This is a genomic window from Paenibacillus sp. OAS669, assembly GCF_014873645.1.
Lineage (GTDB): Bacteria > Bacillota > Bacilli > Paenibacillales > NBRC-103111 > Paenibacillus_S > Paenibacillus_S vulneris.
Map to the genome: position 1 here is coordinate 38,345 of NZ_JADBDR010000015.1, position 16,653 is coordinate 54,997.

General features: G+C 48.3%; 19 protein-coding genes and 1 tRNA gene. All 20 read right to left on the bottom strand.

The genetic code is table 11. The annotated features are described in order from the left end of the window. Position 1 precedes the first annotated feature (1 nt). The 20 genes from trpE to GGC63_RS26460 all read right to left on the bottom strand — a co-directional run bounded on the left by trpE (position 2) and on the right by GGC63_RS26460 (position 16,651). Positions 2-1,540, bottom strand: a complete 1,539-nt coding sequence (gene trpE, locus GGC63_RS26365; protein WP_192704866.1) for an anthranilate synthase component I — start codon at positions 1,538-1,540, stop codon at positions 2-4. A gap of 262 nt (positions 1,541-1,802) precedes the next feature. Next, complete coding sequence (gene aroH / locus GGC63_RS26370) at positions 1,803-2,180, bottom strand: chorismate mutase (protein ID WP_079910679.1); 378 nt, start codon at positions 2,178-2,180, stop codon at positions 1,803-1,805. A 4-nt stretch (positions 2,181-2,184) separates the two neighbouring features. Further along, the gene (gene aroB / locus GGC63_RS26375) at positions 2,185-3,279 is read right to left on the bottom strand and encodes a 3-dehydroquinate synthase (RefSeq protein ID WP_079910680.1); all 1,095 of its coding nucleotides are present in this window, start codon (positions 3,277-3,279) and stop codon (positions 2,185-2,187) included. Between the two features lie 18 nt (positions 3,280-3,297). After that, complete coding sequence (gene aroC, locus GGC63_RS26380; RefSeq protein ID WP_079910681.1) at positions 3,298-4,461, bottom strand: chorismate synthase; 1,164 nt, start codon at positions 4,459-4,461, stop codon at positions 3,298-3,300. A gap of 260 nt (positions 4,462-4,721) precedes the next feature. Next, entirely contained in the window at positions 4,722-4,886 is a 165-nt protein-coding gene (locus tag GGC63_RS26385) for a hypothetical protein (RefSeq protein WP_192704867.1), read from the bottom strand. 77 nt (positions 4,887-4,963) lie between these two features. Then, positions 4,964-5,743: a CheR family methyltransferase gene (locus GGC63_RS26390; RefSeq protein WP_192704868.1), complete on the bottom strand. Its 780-nt coding sequence runs from the start codon at positions 5,741-5,743 to the stop codon at positions 4,964-4,966. A 15-nt stretch (positions 5,744-5,758) separates the two neighbouring features. Then, positions 5,759-6,202: a nucleoside-diphosphate kinase gene (gene ndk, locus GGC63_RS26395; protein ID WP_192704869.1), complete on the bottom strand. Its 444-nt coding sequence runs from the start codon at positions 6,200-6,202 to the stop codon at positions 5,759-5,761. Positions 6,203-6,260: 58 nt separating this feature from the next. Beyond that, positions 6,261-7,235: a heptaprenyl diphosphate synthase component II gene (gene hepT, locus GGC63_RS26400; protein WP_192704870.1), complete on the bottom strand. Its 975-nt coding sequence runs from the start codon at positions 7,233-7,235 to the stop codon at positions 6,261-6,263. Beyond that, entirely contained in the window at positions 7,232-8,095 is an 864-nt protein-coding gene (locus tag GGC63_RS26405; RefSeq protein ID WP_192704871.1) for a menaquinone biosynthesis protein, read from the bottom strand. Before GGC63_RS26405 ends, hepT begins: the two co-directional genes overlap by 4 nt. After that, positions 8,055-8,687, bottom strand: a complete 633-nt coding sequence (locus GGC63_RS26410) for a UbiX family flavin prenyltransferase (RefSeq protein WP_192704872.1) — start codon at positions 8,685-8,687, stop codon at positions 8,055-8,057. Before GGC63_RS26410 ends, GGC63_RS26405 begins: the two co-directional genes overlap by 41 nt. Then, positions 8,684-9,556, bottom strand: a complete 873-nt coding sequence (locus tag GGC63_RS26415; protein WP_192704978.1) for a UbiA-like polyprenyltransferase — start codon at positions 9,554-9,556, stop codon at positions 8,684-8,686. Before GGC63_RS26415 ends, GGC63_RS26410 begins: the two co-directional genes overlap by 4 nt. Positions 9,557-9,580: 24 nt before the next feature. Then, positions 9,581-10,306 carry a demethylmenaquinone methyltransferase gene (locus tag GGC63_RS26420; protein WP_412973896.1) on the bottom strand — a complete coding sequence of 242 codons (726 nt, stop codon included), beginning with the start codon at positions 10,304-10,306 and terminating at the stop codon, positions 9,581-9,583. Positions 10,307-10,316: 10 nt separating this feature from the next. Next, positions 10,317-11,180, bottom strand: coding sequence for a heptaprenyl diphosphate synthase component 1 (locus tag GGC63_RS26425; protein ID WP_192704873.1), 864 nt, complete (start codon positions 11,178-11,180; stop codon positions 10,317-10,319). 89 nt (positions 11,181-11,269) lie between these two features. Continuing rightward, a complete protein-coding gene (locus GGC63_RS26430) occupies positions 11,270-11,797 on the bottom strand; it encodes a hypothetical protein (protein WP_079910689.1) in 528 nt (175 codons plus the stop codon). A gap of 103 nt (positions 11,798-11,900) precedes the next feature. Next, positions 11,901-12,128: a trp RNA-binding attenuation protein MtrB gene (gene mtrB, locus GGC63_RS26435; protein WP_079910690.1), complete on the bottom strand. Its 228-nt coding sequence runs from the start codon at positions 12,126-12,128 to the stop codon at positions 11,901-11,903. A gap of 183 nt (positions 12,129-12,311) precedes the next feature. Next, complete coding sequence (locus GGC63_RS26440) at positions 12,312-13,238, bottom strand: phosphatase PAP2 family protein (protein WP_225948519.1); 927 nt, start codon at positions 13,236-13,238, stop codon at positions 12,312-12,314. Positions 13,239-13,408: 170 nt separating this feature from the next. After that, positions 13,409-13,485: transfer RNA gene (locus GGC63_RS26445), tRNA-Pro, on the bottom strand. A 132-nt stretch (positions 13,486-13,617) separates the two neighbouring features. Next, a complete protein-coding gene (locus GGC63_RS26450; RefSeq protein ID WP_079910691.1) occupies positions 13,618-13,890 on the bottom strand; it encodes an HU family DNA-binding protein in 273 nt (90 codons plus the stop codon). Positions 13,891-14,177: 287 nt separating this feature from the next. Beyond that, the gene (gene spoIVA / locus GGC63_RS26455) at positions 14,178-15,656 is read right to left on the bottom strand and encodes a stage IV sporulation protein A (protein WP_079910692.1); all 1,479 of its coding nucleotides are present in this window, start codon (positions 15,654-15,656) and stop codon (positions 14,178-14,180) included. 257 nt (positions 15,657-15,913) lie between these two features. Next, the gene (locus GGC63_RS26460; RefSeq protein WP_192704874.1) at positions 15,914-16,651 is read right to left on the bottom strand and encodes a hypothetical protein; all 738 of its coding nucleotides are present in this window, start codon (positions 16,649-16,651) and stop codon (positions 15,914-15,916) included. Positions 16,652-16,653: the final 2 nt, after the last annotated feature.

Consider the following 16,653-nt stretch of genomic DNA (forward strand, 5'->3'; position numbering starts at 1 on the left):
ATTAATAGTAGTCGTGGTTAATGACTGCATGAGCATACGATTTCTGCGAAAAAACAGCCTCTGCCGTGCGAATGGATTTCAGCATCCCCTTCGCTTTGTTGACAGTCTCCTGATATTCGCTTTCCGCCACGGAATCCCATACGATACCCGCTCCTGCTTGAACGTAGGCTTTTCCATTTTTGAAAATAATCGTACGGATCGTTATGCATGTGTCCATATTGCCGGAAAAGCCCAAATAACCAATAGCTCCGGCATAGGCGCCTCTCGCCTCATTTTCCACTTCCGCAATGATCTCCATTGCTCTCAGCTTGGGTGCTCCGGATACGGTTCCTGCCGGTAAGCAGGAAATAAAGGCATCGAAGAAATCTTTATCCTTCGCGATTTTACCGGATACGTTCGATACAATGTGCATCACATGAGAATAGCGTTCCACCTGCATGAGAGTATCACAGTGTACGCTCCCGAACTCGGATACGCGTCCGATGTCGTTACGCCCCAGGTCCACGAGCATCAAATGCTCGGCGCGTTCCTTCTCATCGGCCAGCAGCTCGATTTCGTAGGCTTGGTCCTGCTCAGGTGTCGCACCGCGCGGACGTGTTCCAGCGATTGGCCGTGTCTCGACCTTCTCGTCCTCCACGCGAACCAGCAGCTCAGGGGAAGTACCTACGATGACTTCATCGTCCATCTTCAGACAGTACATATAAGGCGACGGGTTCATCGTTCTCAAGATCCGGTACACGTGAAGCGGAGATACATCGGTCTCGATCTCAAACCGCTGGGACAGCACCACTTGAAAAATGTCTCCCGCACGAATGTACTCCTTGGCTTTCTCCACGTTTGCAATAAACTGCTCTTTCGTTACGTTCGACTTCAGCTCGCCAAGCTCCACTTCTTCGGGAATTTGCTGCTGAGCCATGGAGAATACAGGCAGCGGACGCTTCAAGCGCTCCATCGTTTCATCAATTTTGGCACAAGTGGCCTCATAAGCAGCTGCAATCTCCGCATCCGAACCATGCTGGGGAACATGAACGTTCGCGATGACCTTGATCTGCTGTTTGAAATGATCGAATACGATAACTTGATCGCAAAACATGAACTGGATATCGTTCATTTGCAGATCATCTACCCGGTGCGCAGGCAGCTTTTCATAATATTGCAGCAAATCATAACCGAAAAATCCAACCGCTCCGCCGGTAAAGCGGGGCAAATCAGGAAGCGACGGGCTGGAATAAGCCCGCAGATAGCCTTTCAATACTTCGATCGGCTTTTCCAGTGAATGCTTCGTTTCGTTCTTGCTCTCGATCTGGGTTACACCATTTTTGGCAGTAATCATAAGGAAGGGATCCGTGCCGATAAAGGAATATCGGGCCCATTTCACTCCGCCCTCCACGCTTTCCAGCAGAAATGCGCGTTTCTCCTGATAAAAGTGCTGGAATACGCGAATCGGCGTCTCGGTGTCCGCCATAAGCGTCCGTACGACCGGAATCAAATTATACTGGCGGGATAATCGAATAACTTCCTTAAGCTCTGGTGAATACATCCTACTCTCTCCTCTTCTCATCTCAAATCAACAACATGTCAGATATAAACAAAAAAACCTCTACGTCAAAGTAGAGGTTGGTTTCGCAGATGATCATAACCGTAGTCCTGTGCCAATAAAAGGCAACATAAAATAAAGTGCAATATCAAACGCACGGGACTATTGCAATACGCTCGGCTCTTACTCAACTCTGCTCAAACTATACTGAACTCTACTCTGCTCTTAACTGTTCTAAATCACTACTGTAACTATACTATGGCTTTTATGCTTTTGTCAATTTCGATAAATCAGGACGAAGGCGCATAGCCTCTTTCAAGTAGACATGCACAATCTCATCCTGTCTTTTCTCCGTATTGGCCATCACCATCAAACGGATGCACTTTGGCAAACTGCCTTCAACCGGCACCTCGAGCGAGCACATCAACGGTACAAGTTCCCAGCCCGGAAGCTGACGAATGGCTACAGCCGGGAATGTTGTGGTGAGATCATTGGTCACCGTGATAAACACACACGCGATTTCCTCAGGGAGTATTCCGTTTTCTGCAATAATCTGCTGCAGCAGTTCTCTTGTTGCCGTCAATACTTCATTCTTCTCGTCATGTTCAACTGTTGTCGCACCGCGAATTCCCCGAACTAGCATGAATTTATGCCTCCTGTTTCAATTGCTCCACGACTTCTCTTACGTCAGCCGCAGATACCGATTTGTTGATTTCAACCTTGCCGATCTCCGTAGGAATGATAAATACCATCGTTCCTTCTTGAAATTTTTTGTCATGCATCATGGCGCGCATGATTTCATCCGTGTCCAAATGGGCCGGCAGCCGGGTCGGAAGACCGAACTTTTGTAAAATACGCTTGGTCACTGTATAGATATGCTCCGGATTACCGAGCTTAACAGCCAGCTTGGCAGCTCCAACCATTCCGATCGAAATGGCTTCCCCGTGATGCAGCTCATTGTAGCTCGCAACGGCTTCTAATGCATGGCCGATCGTATGCCCAAGATTCAGAATAGCCCGAAGACCGTTCTCCGTCTCATCCTGGGACACGACATAGGCTTTCACCTTGCAGCCCTCGTACAAGCCGTACTGCAAAGCCTCTTGGTCCAGGGAAACCAGCTTCTCAGCGTTTTCTTCCAGCCATGCTGTGAACCCGGCATCCCAGATAAGGCCATGCTTGATCATTTCCGACAAGCCTTCTCTGACGTCGCGATCCGGCAGGGTCTTGAGGGTGGCCGTATCATAGATAACCATCTCTGGTTGATGAAACGCGCCGATAATGTTCTTCGCCAACGGATGATTAACGGCCACCTTGCCGCCGACGCTGCTGTCATGTGCCAGAATTGTTGTCGGAATCTGAATAAAGCGAACTCCGCGCATATAGCTGGCGGCTACGAAGCCGGCCAAATCACCAACAACGCCGCCTCCCAGGGCGATCACGGAAGACTTGCGGTCCAGTCCCGCCTCCAAGGCCGTTGCTACGACTTCCTCCAGGACGCTTAATGACTTGGACTTCTCTCCGGCAGCTACAACGTGAGTGGCTACCTTATATCCCGCCTCCTGGATCTTCTTCACGACAGGCTCCAGATGAAACTTGGCTACATTCGAATCCGTCACGAGCAGCAGAGGGGAAGCATTACTGAGTTTATGCTTGATGAATAACTCACCGACTTGATCCAATATACCTTCCCCGATATAAATCGGATACGAACGTTCCCCTAAATCTACCGTAAGCTCTCTCACCGGTTTCACGCTCCGCTTCTAATAGCTTTTTACTTGCTCCATGAAGCTATTGTAGTTATTACGGATCTCTTCAAGCGAGTCTCCGCCGAATTTATCCAGGAACGCATTGGCAACTTCCCATGCGATAATGTTCTCCATAATGACGCCGGCTGCTGCGACTGCGCATGTATCGGAACGCTCCACCTGTGCGGTAAACGCTTCTTTCGTATCGATATCCACACTCTGCAGAGCTTTGTATAACGTCGAAATCGGCTTCATCACGCCGCGAACCACGATAGGCTCACCGGTTGTCATGCCGCCCTCAAAGCCGCCTGCCCGGTTGGATGCGCGATAAAATCCTCTCTCTTCATTGTACATAATCTCATCATGTACTTTGGAGCCTCTCAGCTTCGCCGCTTCAAACCCGATACCGATCTCGCAGCCCTTGAACGCCTGAATCGACAATACCGCCTGCGCGATACGTCCATCCAGCTTGCGGTCCCACTGTACGTGGCTTCCCAAGCCAACGGGAACCCCCTCAATGATACACTCCACGATACCGCCCAGCGTATCGCCATCCTCTTTGGCCGCGTCGATCGCGGCGATCATTTGCGCTTCCGCATCCTTGTCCACTACGCGCAAAGGAGATTCTTCCGTAATACGAATCAGCTCATCGATCGGAAGCTCCTGGCGCTTCACTTCAATTTCACCGATACGGATGACCTGGCTTGCTACCTTAATGCCGAATGCGGACAAAAGCTGACGTGCAACGGCACCGGTGGCAACGCGCATGGTCGTTTCTCTGGCGCTCGACCGCTCCAGGATATTGCGCAGATCCTTCTGATTATATTTCAATCCGCCGTTCAAATCCGCATGACCGGGACGAGGCCGGTTTACACGGCGCTTCGTTTCATCATTGCCTTCAATAGGCTCGATATTCATGACCGAGGTCCAGTGCTTCCAGTCCTTATTTTCAACCACTAAAGCGATAGGCGCACCTGTGGTTTTGCCATGTCTTACGCCACCGACGATGTTAGCGGTGTCCTGTTCAATTTGCATGCGGCGTCCGCGGCCGTAGCCTTTTTGACGCCGGGCCAGCTGAAAGTTCACCTCTTCGAAGTCTATGGTCACGTTGCTCGGAAAGCCTTCAATAATCGCAGTCAGCTGCGGGCCGTGGGTTTCCCCTGCCGTTAAATATCTCACACTCGTTTTCCCCTTTCATCCTGTAACCCAAAAAAGCACGGCACCGTTCGGCACGCTTTAGCGCTTTTATGTACTCCATCATGTGCTAATTATAGTATAGGTGTCACGGTTTGACAAGAAAACGGCGTCAAATCGCCATATATCGTCCTTTACTGTGACAGCTGAGCAAATTGGGCATAAAATCAAAAAAAGAAGCGCTGCACAGCTTACAAGCCGCGCTAGCGCCTCTTCCCCCCATAATTATCGGATTACGTAACAACCTAACCGTTAACAGGCTGCCTTTTCAATGGTCTCGGCATTTCGTTCAGTTCAGGATCATCTACCATTCCCATCACCTGCAATGAATCGATTCCCAATATTTGAGCGCATTCCTGCATCGTAATAAAACCTCTCCGGTATGCCATGATCACTTTTCTTTTATCCATCGGGCCCTCCTGCAAGTAGTTGTCCATGTTTTTCAGTATTGGAAGGGATGGAAGAAGATATACATCCGAAGTTAGGTTTATCCCTTTTTCCGGTAAAAAAACGTTTCGGCGGATTCCAGCTCGTATTGGCCCGGAGAAAAAATTTGCTCGGTGCTGCCTACGAACAATATGCCGCCCGGCTTCAGGGCATTCGCGAATTTATGATACAATAAGTGCTTCGCTTCCTCAGTAAAATAAATCATCACGTTGCGGCAAATAATCAAATCAAACTGCGTATCGAACGTATCGGTCAGCAGGTTTTGCTTTTGAAAGCGCACCTCGCGCTTCAATTCCTCGGTAATGGAGAACGTTAAGTTCTCTTGTTTATAATACTTGTTCAAATAATGGCTCGGAACGTCCCGAACCGAACGGTCGGAGTATATGGCGCTATTCGCCTTGGCCAGCGCTCCCTCATCGAGATCGGTAGCCAGCAGATGGGCATCCTTCAACGCATTGAGCTCGGCCAGAATCATAGCCAGCGTATACGGCTCCTCACCGGTTGAACAGGCGGCGCTCCAGCATTTGAGCTTCCGGCTTTTGCGAAGCATATCGGGCAGGAACGTCTTCTCCAATACCTCCCACCGGTTCGGATTGCGCCAAAATTCGGAAACGTTGATCGTCATCCGGTCCAGGAACTCATAGAACAGCTCTTTATCCTTTGTCATTGCCTCAAAGAAAGCAACGAAGGTGTTGTGCCCCTTCTTCATTCTTAGGGTCGTTAAGCGCCGTTTCATCTGGGCTTCCTTATACTGCGACAAATCAATGGACGTGTAATCTTTGACCTTTTTTATAAATAAAAGAAAATCTTGATCCTCCATGCGGCTATCCCCATCCTAGATCCACTGTTGTATCACTTTGGTGTAATTCACCAATTCGTGCTCCCCGAAGAAATTAGCAATTTCTCTTTCCGCGTTTTCCGGCGAGTCGGACCCGTGAATCAGATTGTAATTCGTATGTACTGCGTAATCGCTCCGGATTGTTCCGGGGGCTGCATCCAGCGAGCTGGTCTTGCCGATCATGGCTCTTGAGAGCGCAACCACTTGATCGCCTTCCCAAACCATGGCAAAGACAGGTCCGGAGGTTATAAAGGTGACTAGTCTGTCGTAAAAATCTTTCCCCTTATGCTCTGCGTAATGGAGCTCTGCCAGCTCAGCCGATACCTGCATCAGCTTCGCTCCAACCAGTTGAAACCCTTTTTGCTCAAATCGTTTGACAATTTCTCCAATGAGACCGCGTTGAATGCCGTCAGGCTTTACCATTAAAAAGGTGCGTTCCATGATCAAATTCCTCCTTTACACCCAATATATCACATATTTCGTCATCTGATAAATGTTCTTAATAGGAGCGGTTCCCTATAAAATGGGCAACTCCGATCAAATCCTTCTTGGCCTGAATGTCAGGCAGGTCCTTCAGCTGCATTATCGCTTTATCAATATATCGATTAGCCATCTGTTCGGCTTGCTTAATGCCTCTGCTATTACGGATCATGTGGATAAAATACTGTATGTCCGTCTGACCATCGGCCTCCTGTATTCGTTTCAGCTCGCTGAGCAGAGGCGCACGCAGCTCCGGCTCCCGCAAGGCGAAAATAACGGGAAGCGTAATATTCCCCTGGCGAATGTCGCTGCCCGGCGGCTTGCCCAGCTCCTTCTCCGTCCCGATCAAATCAAGCAAATCATCTCTTATCTGAAAGGTCATCCCCACATTATAGCCGAAAGAGTATAAGCGGTTGGACAGCTTCTCATCTGCCCCCGCCGCGATAGCTCCAAGCTGGCAGCTGATGGCTATGAGCAAGGCGGTTTTCCTCCGGATGCGCAGCAAGTACTCGCGTACGGTTTGATCCGGATTGAAGAAGAAGCGGATTTGCTCCATCTCCCCTATGCTCATTTCCACTATTGCTTTGGATAAAATTTGATGGATTTTGGGGTTCTCCAGCTTCGTAGCTACGGCCAATGCTTTGGCAAATATGTAATCCCCGGTATACATCGCGACGCGATTGTCCCATTTGGACCGGACCGTCAGCTGTCCCCTCCGGGTCAACGCATCGTCAATCACATCATCGTGCACTAGCGACGCCATATGTATTAATTCCAGCGGAACGGCAACATGCTTGATGCGTTCCATATCGTAGGTTCCGAATTTGGCTCCGAGCAGAACAAAAATAGGCCGTATTCGTTTACCGCCAGCCTTTAATAGATGTACCGATGCTTCCCTGAGCAAGGCATGATCGGTATCGATACTTCGTTCAAGCTCTTTTTCTATGTACGAAATATCCTTTTTCATTTTTGTGTATAAATCTATCAGCTTCATTCCGTCACCTGTGTCAATAAATTATCGTTCCACAACTGGATTTGCACTTGCTTATTCAGAAAGCCCAGCTCCCAAGCATAGCGATAGTACAATTGCAGCCCTGCCTGCTGCTCTGGTCCGAACTCATACGTTAAGGTGGAAAAGTACTGGCGCCAATAGGAATCAGTACCGCCGATCAGCTCCCGCGCTTCCTGAACCAACGCAGTCAAATCATGCAACGATTTTCTCTTGCTTTCCATAAACGCCCGATAAATGCGGCTAACCAGCTCCGGCTTCTCTTGTACGACCTGCTTTCGAATGGCACAGACAGCGAAAGACATCCATTGTCCCGTCCATTTCGTCCACTCCTGCGCCAGGTCGGTAACCATATAGCCGTGATCTTCCCAGCTTTCCCGAATTGCATGATCCCCAATCAATAATGCTGCATCCGCAGATTTCATCATTTCCCCAAGCACAGGGGCCGCATAATGATAGTCAGGCTCCACTTGATAAAAACGCTGCAAAATGATTTTCAACAAATTGACGGAAGAAGCCGAAGTCGTAGGTAAAGCGACAGGACTCCCGCCGAGCTCGCTCAGCGGTTTTCGATGAAACAGCAGAATGGATTTTACATCCCCGTAAGCACTGACCGACATATCCGGCAGCAGCATATATTCTTCAAAATGCTCGCCGTAGGCAAACGAGGAAATGGGACCGATATCGATCTCCCCCGCCGCCATGGCCGCATTTAATTGTGTCGGTACCTGCGTTATGAGCTCAACCTCCTGCTGAAGCTGCTCATACGGGAAATAATAAAACAAAGGCCATACATTAGTAAAGTCAATCCGGCCGATGCGGATCGGTTTGTTCACGCTTCTCATCCGTCATCCCCCATCTTCTGTACAATTCATGATCAATATCCATATTGTCAAGAACTTTCCCCACCAAAAAGTCTACCATATCATTAAGCGTTTGGGGACCCTGATAAAACGCAGGCATGGCAGGAATGATTCGAACTCCCATCCGGGACAGCTTCAGCATATTTTCCAGATGAATCGTATGAAGCGGGGTTTCTCTCGGAACGATGATGAGCGTTCTGCCTTCCTTCAGCATGACATCCGCGGTACGCTCCAGCAAATTATCGGAAGCCCCGTGAGCGATTCCCGATAATGTACCCATCGAGCAGGGAATAATCACCATGCCGCTTGTTCTGAAAGAACCGCTCGCCGTGCTTGCCCCGATATCCTGGATCGGATTATAGGTATACTTACCGGCCATTCCTCCGAAGTGGGACTCCAGCGTTTCCTTACGCTTCGTAACATCCCACCCCAACTCTTCCTTTAATACACGCCAGCCGGCATCGGTAATCAGAAGGTGCAAATCATACCCCCGATCCAGTAAAAACTTGCAAAGCCTAACCCCGTAGGCGGCTCCGCTGGCCCCTGTGATGCCAATGACCCATGGCTTGCTCATCGGCGAAGCACCACCAAATCAATGAGGGTAAACACGAACAAGGAGACGCTCAGTACGCTGTTTAAGGTGAAGAACGCCGTGTTCAACCGGCTCAAATTTTTAGGAGTAACGATCTTGTGCTCATAGAACAATAGCCCGTTGGCGATGATAAGACCGGTCAAGTACACCCAGCTAAGGTCCGTCATCAGGAACAGGATCAGCAGGCCTACAGCGGTAACGACATGGAACCAGCGAGCGATCTTCAAGGCATTGGCGACTCCAAACCGGCTTGGAATGGAATGAAGCCCTTCTTCTTTATCAAATTCAGCATCCTGGCAAGCATAAATAATGTCAAAGCCTGCCACCCAAAAGGCGATAGAGACGTAAAAGATTAACGCGGACAACGTAACTCCGTTCGTTACAGCCACCCATCCACCAAGAGGAGCTAATGCAATAGTGAAGCCCAGAATGATATGACACGCCCAGGTAAACCGTTTGGTATAAGAGTAAAAGACCAGGAAAAAGACCGCAATCGGCAGCAGCTTCATCGATAACGAGCTCAAGTTCGCCGTAGCCCAAAACAATAATGTGAATGAAATCACAATAAAGACAATAGCTTCTTTGGAAGAAATGAGTCCAGCCGGAATCGCTCTTGCAGCAGTTCTAGGATTGCGTCCGTCGAACACCTTGTCGATAACCCGATTAAGCCCCATTGCCGCGCTTCTCGCTCCAATCATCGCCAGGATAATCCAACCGATTTGCCCCCAGCCGGGCAGCTTTTGAAAAATGACAACCGATCCGACCAGCGCTCCCATAAAAGCAAACGGAAGAGCAAACAAGGTATGCTCGATTTTGATCATTTCCATAAAAATTTTCGTTTTTTTCCACAACATAGTTTGTACCACTCCCATTTCTTATTCCGCTTCGTTCTTCTTGATGCCGATATGAAGTGCTGCAATGCCTCCGGTCAGCGGATAAGCTTGTACATGGGTCAACCCTGTTTTTCTGAAAATATCAGCCAGCTGTTTATGATCAGGAAAATGAATCAATGATTCCGGCAGCCATTTGTACTGCTCATATCGCTTAGCTATCAACTTCCCGAGCATTGGTAAAATGTTTTGAAAATAAAAATAATAAAGACCTTTAAATGGCTGCCATGTCGGCTTGGAAAGCTCCAGTGATACAACCATTCCCCCTGGCTTGACCACTCTTTGCATTTCCTCAATGACCTTCACCAGATCGGGTACGTTCCTTAGGGCGAAGCCGATGGTAGCGTAATCGAAGGAATTATCCTCGAATGGCAGCTCCATTGCATTCCCTCGAACCAAGGTGATCTGTTTATCCAACCCGGCCTCGCGAACCTTCTTCCCGCCAAAATCAAGCATGTTCTGACTAAAATCCAGACCGACCATTTTGCCCGTTCCGCTGGCCTCAGCCAGGCTGATGGTCCAGTCGCAAGTGCCGCAGCATAGATCAATCGCCGTGCTCCCGGGCCTTACGTTCATTTTCTTCATGGTAAACTTTCGCCAGGCCTTATGCCTTCGGAAGCTTAGAATGTCATTCATCAAATCATACTTGTGAGCAATGCTTTCAAATACGGAATGAACAAATTCCTCTTTGGATTTTGCTTTGGACTGCACAATATTCACCTCATATTTCTTCCAGCGCTTTGGGTGTCGAGAGGTAACGCATAAACGGCTCGCCAATAGAGAGAAGCTCCTTGCCCAATTCCTTCGATTCCAGCGTCTGCAGCTTGTCTTGCAGCTGTTTCATGCATACATTCAGCATTTGATAAAGCTGTGGAGTAATTTTATATTTGAGCCAAATGGACCGGAGCTTGGAGAGGTCCGGCTCATCGGCTTGCATATGCCTGCATTCTTCCTTCGTGGCCTGCTGAAGAATATGCCAATACCCCCAGCTGTCCCTGTACTGCTGTGCCGTCTCCGACCGGGATATCTCCTGCAAAATGACTTCACACTGCGTAAACAGATTCAAGATTTCAGGCCATGCGCTATGAAGCGAATCCTCCATAAAACCGGCAAATGCCATGTAAAGCCGGGTGCGGACTTCCACCACCTGGTTTATGTAATCGTCAGCCGTCATTTTCAGCTGCTTCATCAATTGATACAAATTCAACTTCAGGCGGTTCACTTCGCAGATCGCATTCGATAAAACGCCGACCAGGTCGACCTGCTCCGCATGGGAGAGCAAATAATAAAAACGGCTGCTGAAGTAGTCGCCGGCCAGCACTTTCAGCTGCCTTGACCTTGCCGCTTTCATCTCCTTGTCGTTATTCGTAATACTCACTAAATCATGGGTGTCCATCCCGATCTGAACCAGAGACGTGACCAAGCTGAAAAGCTCGCTATAGCCCGACAAAGTACTGTGCCTGCTTAAAAACGCATACAACAACCGCGTACGAAATTCTGGAAAATGCGGCAAGTCCGTGTGGGCCTGGATCATGTCGTACTCCATATATTTTCGGGCCATTTCCGGGATCCGATAAGAATTCATAGTTAGCCTCCGAACCATTGCAAAGAATCGCAATAAAACAATCTAAATTATTATAGCACAATACGCATATTCGCGCACAATACCCTGTCTTAACTTTTTACTTGAAAACGATCCTGCCACTTCGCCGTGTAGGTCACTCGAAAATGGGATTGCAGATACTGCTCCATTTCTTCCGTACTTTGCGTGCTAATGGGCAGCTCGCTCGGCAGCCATTTCTCTCTTCTCGCTTCCTCAGCGATTAACAGGGAGGTGCTCTGCTTCCCCTCGGCAGATCCGTCCAATACCCGGATCAATACCTGATTCAGATTGGTAGAGCTGCGAAAGAGATGCCGCGGCAGCTCATACAGGTCTTGAACGATCTCCTTCTTATCTGTTGCCGGAGAAGCGAACAGATCTATCGAGATAATCGCATGGGTCATCTCGACCTTGCGGATACGAAGATGCAGCTGCGCTTTGCTTAGTACATCGACGACATTCGATTCCGATACGGGCTGGGCCTTCACCGTATGAAACATAGGCAGACTCCACTTGCTTTCGAGCTGTGGAAGAACGGATAGGCCGGCTGCAAGGCCCATGGATAGTACAATGGTGATCAGAAGACGGGTGAACCATTTCATCGGACAATATCCTCCTTCGCACTTCTTGCGATTGCTTGGCCGAGATCCCTCTTCTTCATTGTACAACGAAAAAAAGCAGGCTATGCCTGCGAAAACTGAAAAATTATTCCTCCGTGTCCATAACACCGTGTTTCGTCATGACAACCGCTTTCCCGCGGATCTTCACCGCCGAGGTATGCGCGGTAAACTGGGCAATCATCACTTCACCCTTGTCCAGCTTTTCCGTGTGATGAAACTTGGTATCTTGTCCCCGAGTCAATCCGATGACCTGAACCCCGTTTTCTTTCGCTTTTATAATAAAATAATCCGCTTGGTTTGGATTCTCTTCCATCACGATCTTCCTTCCTGTCCTAACTATCTTATTAGTATGATGCAAAAAAATGTGAGCGATGTCAACTGGCAAGTACCGAAGCCGATAAAATAACCCCATAAAAGCACAGCCTTGGCTTCGAAACGGATTCAGTCCTTTTGCGGGAAGACTCGAAAATTTAAATAATATAAAAAAGCCGCCTAATCAGGCAGCCATAGTCTCTTTGTTATACGATTTGTCTTGTTTGCCGCTATAGAAGCTCTTTATGCTGGCTGGCATCCACTTGGTTCCCAATCGAATCACAAGATCAGCCAGCTTCACAATGCCGTAGGCAAAGGCCATACCCGCGATAACATCCAGCACCCAATGAATCTGCAGATACATCGTGGAGAAAATAATCGATGCACAATAAGCGACCATCATATATTTGAAAATACGGTCCTTCTCCCGAAGGGCTAGCAGCAGCATCGCGAAGGAGATCGACGTATGCATGCTTGGGAAGCAGTTCATTACATTAACGAGAAGATCGTTCTCGGTCGCAAACGTCCTGCCCAGCAAATCGGGCTGTCCTTTTACCCACCATACTTCACGAAGCAAGATCAGGTTATAGAACGGCAAAATTAAAGGGAACTGCATTAAATGCCCCGACAGCGCATAAGAGAGCATCTTCTTAATGCTTTTTGTCCAAAAGCTGCGCACGATACAAATCCATAAGGAGAGCACAAAACCGTAGTTATACACCCATACCATCAGGTGATCCAGCTTAACTCGATGAAACGCCCTTGCCCATGCCCCGTCATTGAACGGAATGCTGTTCATCATTTGATCCCAGTTCCAAGGATGGCGGTTGTTCTCGAACATCCAGTTCGCAATTTTCCACCAGATACCGTTACCGGATCCGTAAAAATAATAAAAGATGCCTAGCAGCGGCAAGCCAAATACAAAAAAACGTTTCCAATCGACATCGATTTGGTCTTTACGGACACCGAGCAAGCAGATTAGCAACAGGACCCAGCATGCGGTACTCCAGCCACCCTCAACCCCGATGCGCCATACCAAAAAAATGGAGACAATGATTCCATACATGGTCCAGTCATTGGCAGCAAGCCAACTTTGTGCTCTTTCTTTCAATTCCAGCAATCCCCCTCGTGCAAATTAACGCTGCTGAATCAACTTCACCCAGTATACCAAATTCGGTATCGTCTTGCTTCATGAAATTTTAAACATCGCTTTCAATATTGCGCTGAAGCATCTCATGGCATACAAAAGAAAAAGACACCGATTTGACGATGTCTCTTCCATGGTCGGAGTAACACGATTCGAACGTGCGACCTCACCCACCCCAAGGGTGCGCGCTACCAGGCTGCGCCATACCCCGATTATCGTTGAAACAGTTATATTATATGATGGGAAACCATTCCTTGTAAAGGTTTGATGTAAAAAAACATCTGAATCTTTTGGATTCAGATGTTTTGTATTGGCACTGCATTATGTACAGAAACAGCCATTCTTATTGAATAACGTCTTTCAACGCTTTGCCAGGTTTGAAAGCCGGGATTTTGCTGGATGGAATTTCGATCTCTTCGCCAGTTTGCGGGTTACGTCCTTTACGAGCGGAACGTTCACGAACTTCGAAGTTTCCGAATCCTACCAGCTGTACTTTATCCCCATTTTGAAGAGCCTCGGAAATAGCTTCAAAAACAGCCTCAACCGCTTTTGTCGCATCTTTCTTGGAAAGCTCGCTGGTTTCAGCAACCTTATTAATCAAATCGGATTTATTCATGCCATTCACCTCCCCCCAAATAAGTATCCAAAACGAACTTCACAAGAAGAACTAATACCGCAAGTGAAAGACGGCAGCTAGGTGCTATGGCCGTTACTCTCGAATTTACGCCATTAGCCGTTTGTCTTATTACTTCCTTTGTTAACTGAAAAGTCAGAAATTATACATAAAACAAGCGAAATCCTTGTAAATCAAGACTATAGTAATACACCCATGACACTTTTTCAAGTGAAAACAAAAAAATGCACCCTGTGGAGTGCATTTTAACAACATTTCTGTAATCTATGTCACAAAATAATGGCAATAAGTCCGCCGGAGCCCTCGTTAATGATGCGGCCCAGTGTTTCCTGCAGCTTATAGCGGGCATTGTCCGGCATCATAGACAGCTTCCCTTGGATGCCTTCACGAACGATGGAATGCAGCGACCTGCCGAATATATCGGACTCCCACATTTTGAGCGGGTTGTCCTCGAAGTCCTGCATCAGGTAGCGGACAAGCTCCTCACTCTGCTTCTCTGTACCGATGATCGGAGAGAACTCCGATTCCACATCGACACGAATCATATGAATCGATGGCGCTGTTGCTTTGAGCCGCACACCGAAGCGCGTGCCTTGACGGATCAGCTCAGGCTCTTCCAGGGCCATATCGGCAAGGGTAGGCGGAGCGATACCGTAGCCGGTCGTCTTCACCATCTCCAACGCTTCGGCAAAGTGGTCATATTCCCGCTTGGCATGGCTGAAATCCTGCATGAGCTGGAGCAGGTGGTCTTTCCCCCGGATCTCGACGCCGACAACCTCCATCAAGATGCGGTCATACAGCTCATCTGGAGCATACAAATCAATCTCGGCCACACCTTGACCCATATTCATGCCGGCAAGGGCTGCTTTATCAATAAATTCATACTCTTCGAAGTGGCTGACAACCCTATCGACATCACGAAGTCTGCGAATATCCTGAACAGTCTCCCTGACGGAATTTTCAAAATGGGAGCGCAGCCAGTGATTTTCCTCCAGCACCATGACCCAGCTAGGCAGATTGACGTTAACTTCGTGTACAGGGAATTCGTACAGCACTTCGCGGAGAACGGAAATCATGTCGTCTTCGCTCATATTGGCTACACTCATGGCAACGACCGGGATGTCGTGCTGTGCTTGCAGCTCGTTTCTTAATTGCTGGGCCGCATCGCCGTTTGGTTTCGTGGAGTTCACGATAACAATGAACGGTTTGCCGACCTCCTTCAATTCAGAAATAATTCTAGCTTCCGCGTCTACATACGATGCACGGGGAATTTCGGCAATGGAGCCGTCCGTTGTGATGACGACCCCCAAGGTCGCATGCTCCTGAATGACCTTGCGTGTGCCGATCTCTGCCGCTTCCTGGAAAGGAATCGCTTCATCGAACCATGGCGTATTGATCATTCTCGGCCCGTTCTCATCCTCGTAGCCTTTAGCGCCTTCTACCACATAACCTACACAATCCACAAGACGAACATTGACATTCAGCCCTTCAGCAACGTGCAGCTGCACCGCATTATTCGGTACGAATTTCGGCTCCGTCGTCATAATGGTTCGGCCCGCAGCGCTTTGCGGAAGCTCATCCGTCGCCCGAATACGGTCTGCTTCATTCTGAATGTTAGGCAGAACGATCGATTCCATAAAGCGCTTGATAAACGTTGATTTCCCCGTACGGACCGCTCCAACGACCCCCAGGTAAATATCCCCGCCAGTACGCTCTGCAATGTCCTTAAAGATATCCACTTTTTCCAATGAGAATCCCTCCTACAGGTTGTTTAAGACGAAACTCGTACACATGCTTTTGGACTATTAAAAATATATGTACTAGCTAACAAAATATGATGAATCAGAATCATATTTTATTTTTGATCACTCCTTGCTGACCAACGGCATTCGTACCGCAGCTTAATCTCTATGAGAATATATGAACCGGAGGTTCCGGTTATTCTTTGGCATAACAAAAAAACCTCTATTTCCCTTTAAGAAGGTTAATAGAGGTTGGGAAGCTATTATTCAAGAACGGGCGTCGGTCTGCCCTCCATCCAACGAAATGGACCGGTTCGGGCCGGCACGTAATACGATTCCTTCACAAGCAGCTCGCGCAAATCCTGATTCACGTTCAAGCTGTTCTGCAGCGATTTCTTGTCGATCAGGCGCATCATTTCCTCCGAGTAGTCAATGCTGACCCTTCCTGCATCATCGATCATGAAAGGCAGCATCACCTGACGGGTATACATACTGGTTGCCTGCATGGGCTTTTTGTTCATCTTGTCAAAGTCAATCCGGTAGAAGGAAGGAGCAACCGGTTCCCCTTTCGGCAGCTGGCCGTTGTTTTTGGATTTATAGTCGTCGACAAGCTTCTGGACTTCTACAGTCTGCTGAAATGAGGTTAAATCCATCATTTTCACCGTAGGCTTCGTCTCGACATCTACTAGAACATAGATTGCCGTACCGCCGTTTTCAAACGCATTTGCCGGAATATTGCTGATCAAGCCTCTTTCTTTCAGCTTCTTGAAATCAACAGGATATTTCTCATACAACGGCGTCATCTGATCGCTATTTTTGATAGGAAGCACACCGGTTTTCGTATGAAATTGATCCACCGCATTCTGTACAACCACCACGAATTCTCCCGAAGCTATCTGGTTCTCCTTGCGCATCTCCTTCGGATACATGCAGCCCGACAGAACCGTACAAAGCATCACTACACACAGAATGATGCTTGACTTTCGTAAACGAATATTCATGA

What these genes read in the sequence shown, in the direction of transcription:
- GGC63_RS26450 (WP_079910691.1), bottom strand. Translation starts at nt 13,890, where the DNA reads ATGAATAAATCCGATTTGATTAATAAGGTTGCTGAAACCAGCGAGCTT.
- GGC63_RS26460 (WP_192704874.1), bottom strand. Translation starts at nt 16,651, where the DNA reads ATGAATATTCGTTTACGAAAGTCAAGCATCATTCTGTGTGTAGTGATG.
- trpE (WP_192704866.1), bottom strand. Translation starts at nt 1,540, where the DNA reads ATGTATTCACCAGAGCTTAAGGAAGTTATTCGATTATCCCGCCAGTAT.
- hepT (WP_192704870.1), bottom strand. Translation starts at nt 7,235, where the DNA reads ATGAAGCTGATAGATTTATACACAAAAATGAAAAAGGATATTTCGTAC.
- GGC63_RS26385 (WP_192704867.1), bottom strand. Translation starts at nt 4,886, where the DNA reads ATGGATAAAAGAAAAGTGATCATGGCATACCGGAGAGGTTTTATTACG.
- GGC63_RS26430 (WP_079910689.1), bottom strand. Translation starts at nt 11,797, where the DNA reads ATGAAATGGTTCACCCGTCTTCTGATCACCATTGTACTATCCATGGGC.
- GGC63_RS26390 (WP_192704868.1), bottom strand. Translation starts at nt 5,743, where the DNA reads ATGGAGGATCAAGATTTTCTTTTATTTATAAAAAAGGTCAAAGATTAC.
- aroH (WP_079910679.1), bottom strand. Translation starts at nt 2,180, where the DNA reads ATGCTAGTTCGGGGAATTCGCGGTGCGACAACAGTTGAACATGACGAG.
- ndk (WP_192704869.1), bottom strand. Translation starts at nt 6,202, where the DNA reads ATGGAACGCACCTTTTTAATGGTAAAGCCTGACGGCATTCAACGCGGT.
- mtrB (WP_079910690.1), bottom strand. Translation starts at nt 12,128, where the DNA reads ATGGAAGAGAATCCAAACCAAGCGGATTATTTTATTATAAAAGCGAAA.
- GGC63_RS26410 (WP_192704872.1), bottom strand. Translation starts at nt 8,687, where the DNA reads ATGAGCAAGCCATGGGTCATTGGCATCACAGGGGCCAGCGGAGCCGCC.
- GGC63_RS26405 (WP_192704871.1), bottom strand. Translation starts at nt 8,095, where the DNA reads ATGAGAAGCGTGAACAAACCGATCCGCATCGGCCGGATTGACTTTACT.
- GGC63_RS26425 (WP_192704873.1), bottom strand. Translation starts at nt 11,180, where the DNA reads ATGAATTCTTATCGGATCCCGGAAATGGCCCGAAAATATATGGAGTAC.